Here is a 17,788-nt window from a genome sequence, read left to right on the forward strand (position 1 = left end):
TTTTTATCAGTAAAGAAGCTATTGATTTCCTGCCTCTGAATAGGGTATCCCCTTCATTTTGGCATACAGATTCTGATAGCGGGATACAACCTGATTCCAACTAAACTGCTCTTGTGCCCGCTTACGTGCCTCTTGCCCGAGACGTTTTGCTTTTTCCCCATTGTGTAATAGCTCAATACAACCATCCGCGAGTCTTTCCTGCATCTGATGAGCAGGAAGCAAGAGGCCACTTACTCCATCCTCTATCACCTCGGAAATCCCACCATTGGTTGTCGATATAATCGGTAAACCCGTCGCCATCCCTTCTAGGTTCACAAGTCCGAATGCTTCGCTTCCACGTGAAGGAGTAACCAACAGGTCGGCCATTTGATAATATAGAGGGAGCTCTTCGTGAGAAGTGGAGGGAATCCAGGTGACGTCATTTTTGACCCGTTCCATCTTCTGCTTTACTAAGCGTAGATAGCGAGTGCTCCGATTGCCCCGATAGTGCGTGCTACCTACAATAAGGAGATGTGCCTCTGGATGGGCTCGCTTGATTTCTGGTAGCACATCCAATAAGACATGAACACTCTTTTGGGCGATAATTCTTCCCACGTACAAAATAACCTTTTTCCCCAATAGCCCCTGCTTTTGCTGAAGTTTCTTCCGTCTATCATCTGTTGCACTGATCGGGAAGAACCGATTGGTATCTACCCCCAAGGGAATCACTTCAATCTTACCGGCACAACTAGAAAAACGTTGCGCAATCTGCCTTTTCATGAAATGACTATTGGTCAGAATATAGTCACAACTTGCTAGACCACTCCGGATTGATTGCAGACTCCCATAGGGAGGAGAGAGAAATCGTTCTGAGTGTAAATAGAGAAGAATGCGTGCATCCGGACACACTTTCCGCAAAGGTTCTACATACAATGGACGATTCTCAATACGGATCACTTCTGGTTGCACTCGCTTTAATTGTGAAGATACTTGTTTCAGATACAACGACGAGCCTGTCGCCTGACATTCAATCGGAATCGCTTTCCCCAGTGAGGGAATTTGTTTTCCTGTAACACAGATTTGCTCCTGCTTCGCCTCGATGCTGACTGTTTCACGTACAGAGATTTCAACCGAGCCGGCACCCACTCCCGATAGAGGCAGATCACCTGGAGTAACGACCGCTTTCATCCCCGCCTTCATCCCCGCTTTTCTCTTCACTGGTGTCACCTGTTCTTCTTCGCTAGCCTGCCTCGCTAAATAAGCACCATAGGCCATCGGAAATTCAAAAGTACGATTCCATAACTGAAATTCTCTCGCCTGCCGGAATGTAATGCGCAGATCTCGACCGTTCACTTCAATAATCCAGACTTTCCCTTCCTGATCCACTCCAATATCAAATCCCAAGTCGGCCAATCCATCGTCCATGTGAATCAGTTGCGTCGCAGCCTGTATAACCACCTCATCGATTTTTTCCTTTATTTTCTCGAAAGGAGCATCTAGATGGTAGACAGCACGGAAGGGAAGCGCTCGACCTCCAACAGACACATTGGTAGCAATTCCTTGGTTTGGACCTACTTTAGCCACCTGCCCTGCCACTTGCCACTTGCCTTCTTCACCGCGCAAGACAGAGACGCGCAAATCATACGGACTTCCTTCCAAGGTCGCTAAATCAATCGCTTGTTGCACAAGATAGTTCCCTTTGTTGACGAGTTGCTGCAACTGCTTTTGCCATTCTGCTGGAGTTAACGTGCAAGGTGGCTTTTTTGTTGGGTACGAGAGATGAATGTTCCCATCCGCTGTTTGTTCTACTTTTAGCAACCCAATCGCTAAGCTTTTGTTAGAGGGTTTTAGATAGACGCGCTTATGTTTGGCTAGCATCCGTTCTACCTCCACAGAGGACAGCCGAGCCGTCTCCGGTAAATAGGACTTCAGCTTCTCCTCCTGACACAAGCACTGATAGACCTCCCACTTATCCAATCGGTTGTTGGCATTATATAATGTTGAGTGACTAATATTCTTTAGACGCCTCAACTGCTCTACCGACGATCGACCAAAGGGACGAACACGATGATGTATCCAGCGTGGTAGTGGATAGCGATTGGCCTCATAACGCCCTGCCCCCGTCCGGGTATACGCTCGCACTTCTCGTTTGCGAAAGTCTATATCATTCAATGAAAAGAAGAGTGGCTGCACTCCATACTTCTTTCCATATAAATCATAGAGCGCAAATGATTCATAGGGGGAACAACCTCTTAGTCCCGCTTTCAGGGTATTTTTACTAACCAAAACACCCACTTCATGTGTCATTTAATCCCCTCCTTCTTCCCTATATCCATATGCTGCACAGGCTAAAAGGAAGGGAACAGCTGTCTATATCAATAAAAAATAGACAGGTGCATAGAAAGCCCCCTGCCTACTTCTTATTTCACCCACTTATAAAAGGAAAAGTTACCGGGAGAAGCCTCTGCGTGCTGTTCGCTCGCAGATTGATAAAGGATTCCCTTCTGGCGAAACTTTTTCGTATGCTCCATCGCCTCAGCAGACGTTTGAATTCCTTTCTTCTGCCACTCTAACAAAATCCGATCAATATAGCGAAAGGAAATCTTGCCACTAAACACCGCTTCTCGCAGTGCCAGTTGAATCAATTCTTCCGAGTGACCGTCTTCATCTACCCATTGAGCCAACGATTCGCATTCCAACGGGGAAAGAGGCCTGCCAAATTCGTGTTCAAACAATTGAAATATGCTCTCATAACTCGCTCCAGATTGATGCGTAGCGGATTTCTCTTCTTGTTTGATCAGCCTATCCGCTAACTGTTGATAAAGTGGGGACAAGTTGTATTGCTCACTATGTAGCCCATGCTCATCCACACTCTTTTCAATCGCTAGAAATTGATCACGGATTAGGGTGTGTAACCAACCAACAATTTCATCCGCTCCCACGCTCATCCTTCCCTCCAGCTCCGTGACAGTAGGAAAGGATTTCCCTTCTTTTTCTTTGAAATGGAGTAGCTGTAGGAGGAGCATCACTTGTCCCTCTGATAGTCCTAACTTGGCATATTCAGAAATCAGCGTAGCCGGTACGGAGACATGCCCTTGTTCCAAGAGCTGTATCATCGCTAATTGAGGCCTAGTTATCTCTTTCATTGTTTCCACCTCTCGCCTTCTACTATAGCAACCAAAAAAAGAAAAAAACAGGCTTGAAAATAGAAGAAGCATCCGCATCCCTGACAGAAAGAGCGAAAAAAGAATCCGTTTTTCCACCTTATACAAAGGCAAACGGATTCTTATTCGACTTCACCAGATTGGATACGGATATTCATCCGAGACAACCTGCTCTTTCCTCTTCCTCTTCTCTAGCCTCTTGCCTTCATTTAAGGATACATGCGATTGAGCATCCGTGGAAACGGAATGGCTTCCCGTACGTGTTCCAAGCCACAAATCCAAGCCACCGTGCGTTCCAATCCGATACCAAAGCCGGAGTGTGGAACGGTCCCATATTCGCGTAGGTCTAAATACCATTGATAAACATCTTGTGGCAATTGGTGCTCGTCGAAGCGCTGTTTGAGTAGTTCAGGGTCATCGATCCGCTGGCTTCCACCAATAATTTCTCCATATCCTTCTGGTGCGATTAAATCTGCACATAGGACCACTTCCGGTCGTCCAGGGGCAGGCTTCATGTAGAAGGACTTCAGCTCTGTTGGGTAGTGAGTAATGAAAACCGGACGCTCAAAGGATTCCGCAATCTTCGTCTCATGTGGTGAGCCGAAATCATCTCCCCAAGTAAATTCAAATCCTTCGCGGTTAAGAAGTTCCACCGCATCATCATAGGTAATGCGCGGAAAAGGAGCCTTCACATTTTCTAGCTTGCTTACGTCACGGCCAATCGTTTGCAATTCCTCTTTACATGTACTTAAAATATGCTCGACAATGTAGGTAAGGAATTGCTCTTGCATCTCTAAGCTTTCCTCATGCTCAACAAAAGCCATCTCAGGCTCAATCATCCAAAACTCAATCAAATGGCGACGGGTTTTCGATTTTTCTGCACGGAACGTGGGACCAAAGGAATAAACGCGGTTCAGTGCCATCGCCGCCGCTTCTGCATACAACTGTCCACTCTGCGATAAATAAGCATCCTCTTCAAAGTACTTCGTAGAAAAAAGTTCCGTTGTTCCTTCACAAGCAGCCGGTGTCAAAATCGGTGGGTCCACCAGCGTAAAAGCATGGTTGTTGAGCCACGCCTGCATCGCTTTAATAATTTCTCCGCGGATATGTAATATCGCTTGCTGACGTGGAGAACGCATCCACAGATGGCGATGATCCATGAGAAAATCTACGCCGTGTTCTTTCAACGCAATGGGATACTCACCGGCGATTTGAATCACTTCAACCTTGGTTACATCCAGCTCGTACCCGCTAGGAGCACGCTCATCTGCACGTACAGTTCCCCATATGTATAGCGAGCTTTCCTGAGTAAGGGATTGTGCTTTTTCCCATACTTCCGGTTCAACTTGTTTTTTAAGCAGGACCCCTTGAATAAATCCTGTTCCATCACGTAGCTGCAAAAACTGGATTTTTCCACTGGATCGTCTATTGTAAAGCCAAGCCCCCAACTTGACTTCTTGTCCAACATGACTAGAGACATCTTTGATTAATGTTGGCATCCCATTTTCCCCCCTAAAATCTTATAAACTTCCTGCCATTATACCGCTCGTCTCCTACTTACGTCAACGAGAGTATTAGAACAAATATCCAGTATGAAAGCAAGGTGTGCTGGTTAAGCTCACAAATAGAACTCCACCATGAGTCACACAAAAATGTGGAAGGTGATGAGATGATCCAAGATGTTGCTAGCAAAACCATTTCGACAGTAATTAATAAGCAAATTGCCAACTGGAGTGTTCTTTATGTAAAACTCCATAACTTTCACTGGTTCGTCAAAGGAAAAAACTTTTACGAGCTTCACACCAAATTTGAAGAGTTTTATACTGAATCTGCCAAATATGTGGACGACTTAGCTGAGCGTTTACTTGCAATCGGAGGCAAACCCATCGGAACAATGAAAGATTATTTACAAGAAGCCTCCATCTCAGAAGCCACTGGAAATGAAACATCGGAACAGATGGTGCGTAGCATCGCCCATGATTTTCGTATGTTGATCTCCGATCTTCATCAAGGCATTCATATTACGGAACAAGAAGGCGATCATCCAACAGCCGATATGCTGACACACATACACACACAGACGGAAAAACATACATGGATGTTAGAGTCGTTCTTAGTTCGGGATTAATCAATGTACAAGGATTTCGCTATTTATCAAGCCAAGGGAGCTTCCTTGGCTTTTTTGTCGGGCCATCCCCCATCTTTCTTTCTAATTTTGACTTGCTAACCTTTTCATTTATATTCTAATTCGTATAAAATATACATTAGACACTAGATTCCATTGAGGAGGATACCATGTATTCACGTAAAACATTCATCTCTTTTCTCTTGTTGCTTCTCACTTCCTTACTCATCACGGCTTGTTCACTGTCTGCTGATCCGCAACCCTCTGAATCTTCGCAGGAGGAGACGGACGCAAAGAAAAAAGAAGAGCCCCAACCTGCACCTCCACGAACCGTCACGATCGCAGCCACGGGGGACCTCATGATGCACAGCGGTCAGATCCAGGCAGGTAAGCAAGCGGATGGTACCTATCAATACGACTCTTTCTTTCAAGAAATCAAACCGTATTTAGAAGAAGCCGATCTTGCTATCGGAAACTTAGAAACCACCCTTGCGGGTGAGGGTCGCCCTTATAGTGGATATCCACGCTTTCATGCTCCTGATGCCTTCGCTACATCCTTGCATCAAGCAGGCTTTGATCTGTTAACGACAGCCAACAACCATTCCATGGACACAGGAGAAGATGGACTCATCCGTACCTATCAAATTCTCCAGCAAGAAGGAATCACACCCATCGGTACGGCACCCAGCGCAACAGAACAAAAACCCGTACTCGTCGAGAAAAATGGCATTAAAATAGCTTTTTTAGCCTATACCGAACATACGAATGGGCTTCCCGTTCCTGAAGGAAAAGAATACCTCGTCAATCGCATTGACCCTGAGAAAATGAAACAAGACATCCAAGCCAGTAAAGATGCCGGTGCAGAAGCGGTCATCGTCTTCTTCCACTATGGGCCTGAATACCAACGTTCACCCAGCGAAGGGCAACAAAAAATCGTTGAAGAAGCATTTGCTAGCGGAGCCGATGTGGTTTTTGGTGGACATCCCCATGTTCTACAGCCCATGAAACAGTCGCAGGTGAATGGAGAAGAGAAGTTTGTCATCTATTCAATGGGAAACGCCATCTCGAACCAACAATATAAACATACAGATGAGGGAATACTCGTCTATGTCACACTCACTGAAAATCCAGATACAAACGAAATTTCCTTTGAGAAAGCCACTTACGTCCCTACCTACAGGCATATCTATCATGAAAATGGAAAAAAGCATTACACGATCTTACCCGTAACAGGAGAGCAAAATGCCTATGACAGCAGCATCCCCCAGGTACCGCATGATAAACTACAAGATACTTGGATAAATACGACCACGCTGATGGAAAAGCATCAAGCATTCCCTGTGTTCTCCTTAGATGAGTAAAAATCCTATCACCCCGATCGCAAGGAAGATTCTTCGGTCGGGGTACTCGTTGCCAAGAAAAAAGTACTACCGTGTACACGTTTTCGGGCACACGTCCAAAATGCCCGATGTTAAAATCCCTCTTCCTAGTACTGGATTATCTACATCCACAATCGCTTGCGTCTGTTCTCCAAGATAGATCACATTCACTTTTGTCCGACACCATAGTAATCCATAAATCGTATTGAGCACTCCCGGAATTCCCGATGGAAAACCGAACACTTGGAGAACCTGTTTTTCTTGACTAGGAGAATTAAAAAACTGAAGAACTCCTCTCATTAAGAGATTGGTCTGTTCTTGGTTCCCTTCTTGCGGACCGACAACAAAACGGACAACATTCACGCCGGAAGGTAATTTAGCATAAGTGGTAGCAAATACATTAACGTCTAACCGAAACAGCGCATCTGTAATACAATTAAATGTCTCATCATTTGCTAAGAACGTAAATTGCCTCCGAAATAATACATCAAATCCGCCACTTTGCGCCATTTTCACTTGCTTATCTATACGACTACTATTATTCACTCTGACCCCCTCCTTTCATTAAGAATCTATTCTATTGTATGATCAGTAGAAAGGAGAGGAAACGGCACCTTAATCTTCAATCATTCAAACAACACCATGAGGAAGGAAAAACATGGACATCAAACAACTCTCACAACAAGATGCCTCTTTACTTTACCAATTTGAATACGAGAACCGATTATATTTTGAGACCATGGTCCCGAGCCGCGGTGATGCGTACTATCACTACCCCACCTTTCTTGCGCGCTTGGAAGACCTCTTAAACGAACAGAAGCAAGGTCTTTCTTATTTTCACCTTATTTTTAATGAAGAGGGAAAAGTGATCGGACGCATTAACCACCATAATCGAGCGAGCGAAAGCTGAATACCCCATAAAATCCTTGAAAGCCAAAACAACCACAGTGAATAAACCCTCGCAACGAGTACTCGAAAAAAACAGATTTCACTTTCTTTTCACAGAGGAAGTCGCACAAGAAAAGGGATCGATCCCATTCGTTCATTACCAGCGGGATTTATGACGAATCATCTTTTTAGCATACAGACAGCAAAAAACCAGGCTACGTGCCTGGTTTTTTGCTGTCTATGAAAGTCTCCACATATTGAACTTAATTTCACTAGAGAATTGTACTACCAAAATTTCCTAACTCGACTTCTTAATGCTGGACTTTACTTCTGCTGCCTCTATCCCTGAGGCAACCTCTCCAGAAGCGACCTCCGCATGGAGACCAAAGTATTGAATATGCTCAGCATAACCATAGCTACCATGTTCACTCAAGTCGAGACCATTTAACTCTTCCTCTTCCGAAACACGCAAGCCAATCGTTTTCTTCAATCCCCACAAGATGAGGAAGCTAGCCAAAGCCACATATGCCGATACCACAAGGATGCCTAACGCTTGCACACCCAACTGGGTAAAACCTCCACCGTAGAAAAGGCCTGCTTTTCCCACACCCGTCAATTCTACCAAGCGAGGAGAAGCAAAGAAACCAGTGGATAAGGTTCCCCAGATCCCAGCCACGCCATGGACAGAAAAGGCGTAAATCGGATCATCGATCCCTTTCTTATCAAAGAAATACGCTGTCCACGAGGTTAAGGCTCCCGCAATCGCCCCGATGACGACCGCTGCCCACGGTTCGACAAAGGCACAAGAGGCGGTAATGGCCACCAACGCTGCTAATACCCCATTTAGCAATACGGGAACTTCAAAAGTTCCGACAATCGCACGTCCGGCGATAAAGGCAGCAATCGCTCCCGCCGCAGCCGCCAATTGTGTCGTTAAGGCGACATATCCGAAGAAACCGTCCATTGCCCCCAATGTACTCCCTGCATTAAAACCAAACCAACCTACCCAAATGATCAATACGCCCAATACCGTATACACTTGGTTATGTCCTGGAAGTGCGTTAGAAGAACCATCCTTATTAAATTTTCCTAAACGTGGTCCTAAAAGCAAAGTGGCAATGAGGGCGGCAATCCCTCCTTGCAAATGTACAACAGTCGATCCAGCAAAGTCTTGCTTCCCTAATTCAGATAGCCAACCGCCACCCCAAATCCAATGTCCTGCGACCGGATAGATAGCCATCGTAAACAAGGCGCCAAAGATAAAGTAGACACTTAATTTTGCCCGTTCAGCGAAGCCACCCCACGCGATCGCGAGCGAAACAGCAACAAATGCCATTTGGAATAAAAACATAATTTCGACTGGGAAATCTTGCTCACCTGAAAAATTTAAAAACCAGCCATTTGTCCCCATGAAACCATTGGAATCGCCAAACGTAATGCCATATCCCACAGCCCAGAAGCAAAGGGCCGCAATCGCAAAGCTAAGAACCTGTTTTCCTGCAATATGACCCGCATTCTTCATACGTGTCGATCCTGCTTCCAACAACGCAAATCCTGCTTGCATAAAAATAACTAAAATAGCAGCTAACATCACCCAAACCATATCTAGTGCACCAGCAACATCTGCAACGTTCACTAAAATTCCCTCCCGATGTAAACTTATTTTACATAAGTTCTTCTTGTCACTAATATTAACACAATTCACAAGAGGGGTCAACTGTCTATGTTAGCTTTTATTACATATAAAAAGAACCTGCCTGGATGATTTCCGGCAGGTTCTTTTTCGTCTACTGTTTTTCCCACTATTCTTCCGCATCGATCTCCTTTAATATTTCATGAAACCAATTCAGATTAACTTTATGGTGAGAAAGGGAATTTTCCAGCATACGAACAAAACTCCTCATAAGAGTTGTATTATTCATCAAAGCATCCTCTATGAGGAAGATCCTTTCCTCTGTCTGTTTAATCTGGACAAGTATGATTTCCCTCATCTTTTCTTTGTCAAATTCCCCTTCAAAAAGCATGGCACTGTAAAAGGAAAAATTCATATAATCTGTTTTTGTCCCATACTTAGTCATGAGGCAATTAAACTCGGTAATTCCTAAATCAGTGATAATATATTTATTCTTTTCCCTCGATCCTGATTTCTCAACCTCATGAACACGTTGAATCCATCCTTTTTCTTCTAATTGTTGGATATTATAATAAAATGAACCTTTGGTATAATTGACTACAAACCTGTAATTTCGCTCATTCATCATTGCAAGAAGTTCATATCCATACGAACCTGGTTTCTCTTTTAACAAACCTAAGATTAAAAGTGGAATCAATTGTGTCCTCCCCATAAAGTGAAATTAATTTTAATTACTTTCATTAATTTTGGAGACATTTACGGAAAAATCCCCAAAACTCAATTGCCCTAAAGCAAACTTCGTACTTTGAACATAAATACTTTCATTTTTTGTCAGTTCACGTTTTGCTTCCTTGTCAATCCATTCGTCCTCTGTATCTAAAATATCCAAAACATGTTTTTTCTTTGAAAAAGCTTCATAGTATCTTAATCCAAATTTTCTTTGAGAAATAGCATCAAGATGAATACCATCTGGATTTGCTGTTAAGCCTTTCGATGTTACAAAGTAACAATCTTTTTCGTTATGAGCAACTTTAGATAAAATCCGGTTTATTTGATTATACTCTACAGCACTTTTTCCAAATCCATCCACTCCAAGGTAATGGCCTAATTCACCGATTACCATTGGGATATCTGGTGCATTCAATTCTTCTCTCATATGTTTGATCAATGAAAGCAGTTTATCTTCATACGTTTTATAACGTTCACCGTAACTATCACTCTCTCCTTGATGCCACAAGATACCTATTAATTCACTTGTTTCCATAGCGAATTTTGCTTCGGCAATGGCATGTCTTGTTAATACTCCATCAACTGTCCACTCATCAATAGAACTTCCTCCCTCAGCACACGGAATGATCCCAATGGATTCAGCTGGATGGTCATTCGTCCAATTTTGGGCAAAAGATGCTACCGGTCCAATACCAGATACAGGACGATCAACATTTATTGGTTCTGCCATCATTTGCCATCTGCCATTTCTCAACATATGGATGCGCTCATTATAAATCGGTGGTACATCCTCAATAAATCCTCTTCCCGCCATATTTGATTGTCCAATTAATAATATAGATTTCATAGAAAATCCTACTTTCTTCGCTTGTTATAGTCTAATTAGACTATGAGTATAGCTTACTATCTCTTTTTTGTCTAGTCGATTTTGTCTTTATTCAACGAAATGGCCCTATTGTGGATTAAATATAAGAATTCCTCATTCCAAAAAACTGCCCTATAGCTTCATTGATTTTTAATTGGGTCAAATGAGAGAATCGACGTTCGGGTGTGATATCCATATCTCAGGTCCATTTAAACGTGAGGATCTACTCTTGGTGGCTATTCACATAGTGAGGTTCATGATCTTGTCGATAACGACGAGGGTTTGCTATGATGAATCTCTTGACGAGTATTTACCAGTATGAGTTAATTTGAAAAACTGCACGAGTGAGATACTGATGTAACTTTTTGTGGGTGTTTCGTGGATGAAATAATAAAGAATGAACTTTGCATTATTTCATCCACGAAATATAAACCCTTGGCACCAGTGGTGCCAAGGGTTTATCAGTTTAGTATTTTAGTATAGTTGAATGTATTGCTCGCGTTCCCAAGGGTGCACTTGCGTGCGGAACATATCCCACTCAATTTCTTTCGCTTCAATGAAGTGTGCGAATGCATGCTCTCCCAAGGCAGATTGGATCACTTCATTCCCTTTCAGCGCTTCCAAAGCTTCATGCAAGGTAGCTGGCAAGCTTTCGATTCCTTCTTCCTTGCGTTCTGCCTCGTCCATCACGTAGATATTGCGATCCGTTTGTTCTGGAAGCTCCAATTCATTCTTAATTCCATCAAGACCGGCTTTCAACATCACAGCCAGCGCAAGATATGGGTTCGCTGCTGGGTCCGGATTACGCAACTCAATGCGCGTGCTCAAACCACGAGAAGCAGGTACACGCACCAATGGGCTACGGTTTTTCGGAGACCAAGCTACATAGCAAGGAGCCTCAAAACCTGGAACCAGACGCTTATACGAATTGACCACTGGATTGGTAATGGCAGCAAACGAGCGGGCATGTTTTAAAATCCCTGCTAGATAGTGCCGAGCCGTTTTACTCAAGCCCAGTTCATCTTTTTCATCGTAGAAGGAATTGGTGCTACCTTGAAAGAGTGATTGGTGACAGTGCATACCCGAGCCATTCACACCGTAAAGTGGCTTAGGCATAAACGTAGCATGCAGGCCATAGCGGCGGGCAATGTTTTTCACCATCAGCTTAAACAACTGAATATTATCTGCTGCTTGCAAGGCATTCGCATATTTAAAGTCGATTTCGTGCTGACCGGGAGCTACTTCATGGTGAGAAGCCTCTACCTCAAAGCCCATCTTATCCAAAGTGACCACGATTTCACGACGGCAGTTCTCCCCTAGATCCAATGGTGCGAGATCGAAATAACCACCCTTATCATTTAACCGCATCGTCGGCTCGCCCGCCTCATCAGACTTAAAGAGGAAAAACTCAGGCTCCGGACCAACGTTCATCGCAGTAAAGCCCATATCAGCAGCCTCTTGCAGTACTTTTTTCAAGATTCCGCGCGGATCTCCTTCGAACGGAGTTCCATCTGGGTTATAAACGTCACAGAGAAGCCCGGCTACACGCCCTCCTTCAGAATCGGACGACCATGGGAAAATCATCCACGTGTCGAGGTCAGGAAATAAGTACATATCCGATTCTTCGATGCGAACAAATCCTTCAATGGAAGAACCGTCAAACATCATTTTATTATCCAGAGCTTTTCCTAATTGACTGCGTGGAATCTCTACATTCTTAATCGTTCCTAACAGGTCAGAAAACATCAAGCGGATATACTGTACATTCTCTTGTTCTACGGAAGCCAAGATTTCATCTTTAGTAAAAGTACGGGCCATGGACGATTTCTCCTCTCAAGTAGGTAAGATTTAATGAAAGAATCGTGCTAAATCTCCGCGTGTCAAGTGGGTTCGTTGGCTAGCAGTATCGCTTAGCTGTCGTTTCAACAACTTGTGTAGCTCTTCATCCGACATATCTTGCTGTTCCTTCTTCCGCGGAACCTCTTTTGCCGGAATAGACTCACCAGAAGCTTGTTTTTTCAAGACTTCTTTGATGCCTGCTATGTTTACTTTTTTCTCTAATAGCGACCGAATCTCCAAAAGCCGGTCCACATCATGAAACGAAAACAAACGTTGATTCCCTTGGGTGCGAGAAGGTTGGATCAATCCCTGTTGTTCATAATAACGGATCTGACGTGGTGTCAGCTCAGTTAATTGCGTCACAATCCGCATTGGGAACAAAGGCATATTACGGCGAATATGATCGCTCATACCAAAAACTCCTCTCACTTTCTTCCCCTGTATTATATCGAACCTCGGCGTACCTTGTCAATTTATTATATCATTTAATGTTAGTTTTTTTTACATGAAGTCAATTTTAACCCCGAGATCGACTATTTCCTCTGAAATGTTCCCATCGATCCCCTTCGTATGTCAAGTTCTCTTCTATAATAGATTGCGTTACACTCTGCCCCTTGATTCCTTTCTATGAAAAGTCTCCACTTGGTGAAATGATGTTGCGTTAGATGATAAATCACATTTGAAGAAAAGGTGAAAGCTCACCCTAAGAGTGATTGGAAGATGGGCGAGCGGTTTCTCCTTGAGAGACTCTGAGCCGTGGATCAGGCAGCGATGGGAGATGCCGCCCTTCCATCAATCACGTCACGAGAGAACTTGACGCTCCCACGCCGTGTGCTTTCATTCAAGAGAGTACGACAACCACCCATGACCGTCCATCAAAAAAGCCACGATCGCAAACGACCGTGACTTTCCAAGCAATATTTTCTTAAAATCCCGTCCATACCTCGATAAAAAACCATCCGACCATACAAACCATCAAAAACCCTTTGATAAAGATTCCGCCTAAAAATCCAACAAGGGTACTCACCCCTACTTTTAGTGCTTCTTCCCACGATCGACGTTGCATGAACTCTACCAGCACAACTGCGACGAATGGGCCAACAATGAGGCCCAATGGACCCAAGCCGATAAAAGGAGCAATGATCGCACCCGCAACTGCCGCCCAAAGCGATGCACGCGAGCCACCCGATGTACGGGCAGCCACTGCACTGGAGACATAGTCAATCACTACAATCAAGATGGTGAGCAGTACCGCCATCACCCAGAAGAAGACCCCTAGCTCACTGCGATCAATCGCAAAGTGATAAACTATGAATCCAATAAGAATTAACGGGCTATCGGGGACAATAGGCAAAAACAAACCGAGAAAGCCCAGCAAAAATAAAACCCCTATCAAAATCCACCACATTACATCCATTCTCTCACGCTCCCCTATCTACTTTTCCTGTTGTCAACATGCGGTCCAAAGCCATCAGAACGCCCGCCTTCCCATGGGCATAAGTGAGACCACCCTGTAAAAAACCCGTATAAGGTGGACGTAAAGGTCCATCTGCCGACAATTCAATGCTCGCTCCTTGAACAAAGGTACCGGCAGCCATGATGACATCATCCGCATACCCCGGCATCGGGGCTGGTTCCGGTAGCAAATGTGCATCAATGGGAGAAGCTTCTTGAATTCCTTGACAGAACGCAACCAACAGGTCCCGATCATAAAAAGAAATCTGTTGAATGATATCGCTGCGGTCCTCACTCCAGCATGGAGAAGTGGCAAAACCCGCCTTATCTAGAAGAGCAGCCGCAAAAACAGCACTCTTCAGTGCCTGTCCCACCACGTGAGGGGCGAGAAACAACCCTTGGAAATAGTCTCGTAAGTATCCGTGACTGGCTCCCCCTTCTGCTCCAATACCCGGCGCGACAGCAGAAGCCCCCGCACGTTGAACCCATTCTGCGCTTCCGGCAAGGTATCCACCTGACTTCGCTAACCCCCCACCTGGATTTTTAATTAACGAACCCGCGATCAGGTCCGCACCCACATGGGTTGGTTCTCGCTCTTCGACAAACTCGCCATAGCAATTATCTACAAAGATCACCGTCTGCGGGCTTGCTGCACGCGTAAAGGAAATCATTTCTTCTATTTGTTGAATTGAAAACGAGGGGCGATCTGCATAGCCTCGGGAGCGCTGAATAGCCACGCATTTCGGTCTCTTGGAAAGCACTTCTCGGGCAACAGCAAAATCAACTGTACCGGTATCCGACAAGGGGATTTCGCGATACTGTACACCAAAATCCGCTAAGGAACCAGAGCCATCACGCTCCTTGCCAATCACCTCTTTCAAGGTATCGTAAGGGGAACCTGTGAGGGAGACCAGTTGATCCCCTGGGCGCAAAATAGCAAAAAGCGCCGCTGAGATGGCATGCGTTCCCGAAATGATATGAGGGCGAACAAGCGCTTCCTCAGCACCAAAAAGCTGGGCGAATATTCGCTCCAGCCGTTCCCGACCCGCATCATCATAACCGTATCCTGTCGAGGAGGATAAGTGATGTTCACTCACGCCCTCTGCACGAAAGGCTTTCAATACCCGCATCTGATGTCGTTCCACCCGACGATCGATCGCTTGAAAAACCCCTCCCACTTTCTCTTCTATCTCTTGTGACCATTGCTCTAAAATCTCTTCGTTGTGTAAGTACGTATACATCTTCTATTCGTTCCTTTTTTACGATGGTTTCTCCTCTTCATGACCCTGTTATCACAATGGATATACCCTTATTGTAGTTGGATATGAGATTTCATTTCCGGAGACAAGCGTTCAAATTGGTCCGCAGGCAACGTAAACGAGATTTTCATGGTCAGTCCGGAAACTTCTGACTCTAAGATCTCCGCTTTTTGATACAAGGAGGAGATCCACTCCCCACGATCCACCGGAATGCTGGCCAATCCCGTTACCTGCTGTTGATGAAGAAGCTCGTCAATCCGTTGAGCTAGACGATTCCGATCCTCCTCCGAAAAAGCAGAGATGGAAATCGACTCACCGCCTGTAACGATCACCTCCGCATTATGGAGCTGATCCGCCTTATTCAGTACAGTGAGAACCGGAACATGAGAGGCATTCAGCTGTTGCAACACTTCTTCTACCACGCTAATCTGTTCATTCGCCTCCGGATGGCTTTGATCCACCACATGAAGCAAGAGATCCGCTTCTGTCAACTGCTCCAGTGTCGAGCGAAAGGCTGCAACCAGATCATGCGGAAGATCACGAATAAATCCAACCGTGTCCGTCAGAATGATGGTTTCTTTGGAGGGCAATTCAAAGAAGCGCGAGGTCGGGTCCAGCGTCGCAAACAATCGGTCTTCTGCCTGCACATCAGATTGAGTCATCTGATTAAGCAACGTAGATTTGCCTGCGTTAGTATAGCCAACGAACGCCACTTGAAAGATATCCAATTTGCGCCGCCGTGAGCGATGAAGTTGACGATGCCTTTTCACCTTTTCCAACTGGGCTTTCAACTCACTGATGCGTCTTCTGATGTGACGGCGGTCCACTTCCAGCTTGGTCTCACCAGGCCCACGGGTACCAATCCCGCCACCCGTTCGCGATAACCCTTGTCTCGCACCGACAAGCCGCGGCAGTAGGTACTGCATCTGTGCCAGTTCCACCTGGATACGACCCTCATGCGTTTGCGCGCGCATCGCAAAGATATCTAAAATCAGTTGCGTACGATCGACCACCTTGCATGGAATGGCTTGTTCTAAGTTGCGCAATTGACCAGGGGTCAGCTCCTGCAGAAAGATCACGATATCGGCTTCCCACTCTGCAACGCTATCTACAATCTCCGCTACCTTCCCTTTCCCAACCAGAGTAACGGAATCAGGCTTTTCACGAATCTGTATCACTTGATGAACCACTTCTGCTTGTGCGGTATCCGCCAAACGAACCAGTTCCTCTATCGCGGACTCCAACTCTGCCTGCTTCGCTCGCGGACTCGTTCCAACCACAATTGCCTTTTCGATAACCTTCATTCCTTTCTATAAAACCATTCCTTTAGCTAGAGTATACCACGAAAGATCTCTTTTTTGCGTAGAAAGAGAATGGATATCGATTCTCGAGAAAAGAAGGAGCAGAACCCTAGCTCCTAAGGAATATCTTCAGGAAGAATCGTCATCAATGCCTCTCGTGAGGGCTCCCGTTCATGGAGCAAACGTACCGCTTGCTGACGAATCGCTTGTTCCACTAAATTCCGTACCGCACGCGCATTACCGAATGCTCCTTTTCCCTCCTCTTGTTGTTTTCGTATGGCACGCACCAGCTTATCACTCGTAGCATGTGTGAAAGAATACTCTTTCTTTCTCGCCATATCGTGAGCAATGCGGACCAATTCTTCAACAGAAAAATCAGGAAAGTAAAGATGAAGAGGAAAGCGTGACGGCAGACCCGGATTGGCGTTCATAAACCGGTCCATCTCTTTCGAATAACCCGCTAATATTAAAACAAACTCATTATGGTGATCTTCCATTGCTTTCACTAAGGTATCAATTGCTTCTTTCCCAAAGTCTTGCTCTCCACCACGCACCAAAGAGTATGCTTCATCGATAAAAAGGACACCACCTAAAGCGCGCTTTACTTGCTCGCGCGTTTTTTGTGCAGTATGTCCGATATATTCTCCTACCAGATCGGCCCGCTCTGCCTCAATGAGATGGCCATCCGTGATCACTTTCATCTCTTTTAACATTTCACTCATCAAGCGGGCGACTGTTGTTTTTCCCGTTCCTGGATTTCCTGTGAACACCATATGAAGCACTTGCTGTTCCGATGAGAGTCCTGCCGCCTCACGGCACCGGTTTACTTCCAGCCAAGCATAAATTTCTTTTACAAATTCCTTCACATGCGAAAGCCCGATCAGCTCATCTAAGCGGTGGACACAGCGCTGTAGTGGCTGGTGATGATATTCTTTGTTTAGTGCCTCCGACAGCACACGCGGATGGTTATCGATAGTGGACACCGCTTTCATACTCCGGTCCCAGGAGACTTGAATACGGTTGGAGGCCCGTGTGATCACCCGTTGGCTCATCTCAGTTCACCTCTTACGATTCTTATGGGCTTCTCTATTCATACGCAAGTACCCAAAGAATGGTGAACACTGCTCTTTTGAAGCACGAGCAAAAAGTAGCTATCTATCGAACACGATACA

Annotated in this window: 16 protein-coding genes; 3 read left to right on the forward strand and 13 right to left on the reverse strand. The window is 45.1% G+C overall.

Translation table 11 applies throughout. The annotated features are described in order from the left end of the window. Positions 1 to 18 precede the first annotated feature (18 nt). From AC6RGY_RS05780 to asnS, 3 genes are all read right to left on the reverse strand, one after another. Positions 19 to 2,286, reverse strand: a complete 2,268-nt coding sequence (locus AC6RGY_RS05780) for a YheC/YheD family protein (protein WP_499860435.1) — start codon at positions 2,284 to 2,286, stop codon at positions 19 to 21. 113 nt (positions 2,287 to 2,399) lie between these two features. Continuing rightward, positions 2,400 to 3,125, reverse strand: a complete 726-nt coding sequence (locus AC6RGY_RS05785) for a DnaD domain protein (protein WP_499860436.1) — start codon at positions 3,123 to 3,125, stop codon at positions 2,400 to 2,402. Between the two features lie 227 nt (positions 3,126 to 3,352). Then, a complete protein-coding gene (asnS, locus tag AC6RGY_RS05790) occupies positions 3,353 to 4,642 on the reverse strand; it encodes an asparagine--tRNA ligase (protein ID WP_499860438.1) in 1,290 nt (429 codons plus the stop codon). Positions 4,643 to 4,812: 170 nt separating this feature from the next. Between asnS and AC6RGY_RS05795 the strand changes: the two genes are divergently transcribed. After that, positions 4,813 to 5,271, forward strand: a complete 459-nt coding sequence (locus tag AC6RGY_RS05795) for a Dps family protein (RefSeq protein WP_499860440.1) — start codon at positions 4,813 to 4,815, stop codon at positions 5,269 to 5,271. Between the two features lie 167 nt (positions 5,272 to 5,438). Beyond that, a complete protein-coding gene (locus AC6RGY_RS05800) occupies positions 5,439 to 6,629 on the forward strand; it encodes a CapA family protein (protein ID WP_499860442.1) in 1,191 nt (396 codons plus the stop codon). A 66-nt stretch (positions 6,630 to 6,695) separates the two neighbouring features. On the opposite strand, the gene AC6RGY_RS05805 is transcribed toward AC6RGY_RS05800, so the two are convergent. Then, positions 6,696 to 7,193, reverse strand: coding sequence for a hypothetical protein (locus tag AC6RGY_RS05805; RefSeq protein ID WP_499860444.1), 498 nt, complete (start codon positions 7,191 to 7,193; stop codon positions 6,696 to 6,698). A 112-nt stretch (positions 7,194 to 7,305) separates the two neighbouring features. Here AC6RGY_RS05805 and AC6RGY_RS05810 point away from each other — a divergent pair, with 112 nt between their 5' ends. After that, entirely contained in the window at positions 7,306 to 7,557 is a 252-nt protein-coding gene (locus AC6RGY_RS05810; RefSeq protein WP_499860445.1) for a hypothetical protein, read from the forward strand. Between the two features lie 276 nt (positions 7,558 to 7,833). Here the strand turns inward: AC6RGY_RS05810 and AC6RGY_RS05815 are convergent, their stop codons facing one another. The 9 genes from AC6RGY_RS05815 to AC6RGY_RS05855 all read right to left on the reverse strand — a co-directional run bounded on the left by AC6RGY_RS05815 (position 7,834) and on the right by AC6RGY_RS05855 (position 17,668). Then, positions 7,834 to 9,138: an ammonium transporter gene (locus AC6RGY_RS05815; RefSeq protein ID WP_499861471.1), complete on the reverse strand. Its 1,305-nt coding sequence runs from the start codon at positions 9,136 to 9,138 to the stop codon at positions 7,834 to 7,836. 199 nt (positions 9,139 to 9,337) lie between these two features. Further along, positions 9,338 to 9,865: a PadR family transcriptional regulator gene (locus AC6RGY_RS05820; RefSeq protein WP_499860447.1), complete on the reverse strand. Its 528-nt coding sequence runs from the start codon at positions 9,863 to 9,865 to the stop codon at positions 9,338 to 9,340. 30 nt (positions 9,866 to 9,895) lie between these two features. Continuing rightward, positions 9,896 to 10,744, reverse strand: coding sequence for a sialate O-acetylesterase (locus AC6RGY_RS05825; RefSeq protein WP_499860449.1), 849 nt, complete (start codon positions 10,742 to 10,744; stop codon positions 9,896 to 9,898). 492 nt (positions 10,745 to 11,236) lie between these two features. Then, positions 11,237 to 12,580 carry a type I glutamate--ammonia ligase gene (gene glnA / locus AC6RGY_RS05830; protein ID WP_499860451.1) on the reverse strand — a complete coding sequence of 448 codons (1,344 nt, stop codon included), beginning with the start codon at positions 12,578 to 12,580 and terminating at the stop codon, positions 11,237 to 11,239. Positions 12,581 to 12,610: 30 nt separating this feature from the next. Next, the gene (locus tag AC6RGY_RS05835; protein ID WP_499860454.1) at positions 12,611 to 13,012 is read right to left on the reverse strand and encodes a MerR family transcriptional regulator; all 402 of its coding nucleotides are present in this window, start codon (positions 13,010 to 13,012) and stop codon (positions 12,611 to 12,613) included. Positions 13,013 to 13,526: 514 nt separating this feature from the next. Next, a complete protein-coding gene (locus AC6RGY_RS05840) occupies positions 13,527 to 14,018 on the reverse strand; it encodes a DUF456 domain-containing protein (RefSeq protein WP_499860456.1) in 492 nt (163 codons plus the stop codon). Between the two features lie 4 nt (positions 14,019 to 14,022). Then, a complete protein-coding gene (locus tag AC6RGY_RS05845) occupies positions 14,023 to 15,297 on the reverse strand; it encodes a methionine gamma-lyase family protein (RefSeq protein ID WP_499860458.1) in 1,275 nt (424 codons plus the stop codon). Between the two features lie 68 nt (positions 15,298 to 15,365). After that, entirely contained in the window at positions 15,366 to 16,619 is a 1,254-nt protein-coding gene (gene hflX, locus AC6RGY_RS05850) for a GTPase HflX (RefSeq protein ID WP_499860461.1), read from the reverse strand. 113 nt (positions 16,620 to 16,732) lie between these two features. Continuing rightward, a complete protein-coding gene (locus AC6RGY_RS05855; protein WP_499860463.1) occupies positions 16,733 to 17,668 on the reverse strand; it encodes an AAA family ATPase in 936 nt (311 codons plus the stop codon). Positions 17,669 to 17,788: the final 120 nt, after the last annotated feature.

The organism is Mechercharimyces mesophilus (genome assembly GCF_059818345.1).

Excerpts from the sequence above, each read along its gene's own strand:
- AC6RGY_RS05780 (WP_499860435.1), bottom strand. The coding sequence starts at position 2,286 with ATGACACATGAAGTGGGTGTTTTGGTTAGTAAAAATACCCTGAAAGCG.
- AC6RGY_RS05785 (WP_499860436.1), bottom strand. The coding sequence starts at position 3,125 with ATGAAAGAGATAACTAGGCCTCAATTAGCGATGATACAGCTCTTGGAA.
- asnS (WP_499860438.1), bottom strand. The coding sequence starts at position 4,642 with ATGCCAACATTAATCAAAGATGTCTCTAGTCATGTTGGACAAGAAGTC.
- AC6RGY_RS05795 (WP_499860440.1), top strand. The coding sequence starts at position 4,813 with ATGATCCAAGATGTTGCTAGCAAAACCATTTCGACAGTAATTAATAAG.
- AC6RGY_RS05800 (WP_499860442.1), top strand. The coding sequence starts at position 5,439 with ATGTATTCACGTAAAACATTCATCTCTTTTCTCTTGTTGCTTCTCACT.
- AC6RGY_RS05810 (WP_499860445.1), top strand. The coding sequence starts at position 7,306 with ATGGACATCAAACAACTCTCACAACAAGATGCCTCTTTACTTTACCAA.
- AC6RGY_RS05815 (WP_499861471.1), bottom strand. The coding sequence starts at position 9,138 with ATGGTTTGGGTGATGTTAGCTGCTATTTTAGTTATTTTTATGCAAGCA.
- AC6RGY_RS05825 (WP_499860449.1), bottom strand. The coding sequence starts at position 10,744 with ATGAAATCTATATTATTAATTGGACAATCAAATATGGCGGGAAGAGGA.
- glnA (WP_499860451.1), bottom strand. The coding sequence starts at position 12,580 with ATGGCCCGTACTTTTACTAAAGATGAAATCTTGGCTTCCGTAGAACAA.
- AC6RGY_RS05835 (WP_499860454.1), bottom strand. The coding sequence starts at position 13,012 with ATGAGCGATCATATTCGCCGTAATATGCCTTTGTTCCCAATGCGGATT.
- AC6RGY_RS05840 (WP_499860456.1), bottom strand. The coding sequence starts at position 14,018 with ATGGATGTAATGTGGTGGATTTTGATAGGGGTTTTATTTTTGCTGGGC.
- AC6RGY_RS05845 (WP_499860458.1), bottom strand. The coding sequence starts at position 15,297 with ATGTATACGTACTTACACAACGAAGAGATTTTAGAGCAATGGTCACAA.
- hflX (WP_499860461.1), bottom strand. The coding sequence starts at position 16,619 with ATGAAGGTTATCGAAAAGGCAATTGTGGTTGGAACGAGTCCGCGAGCG.
- AC6RGY_RS05855 (WP_499860463.1), bottom strand. The coding sequence starts at position 17,668 with ATGAGCCAACGGGTGATCACACGGGCCTCCAACCGTATTCAAGTCTCC.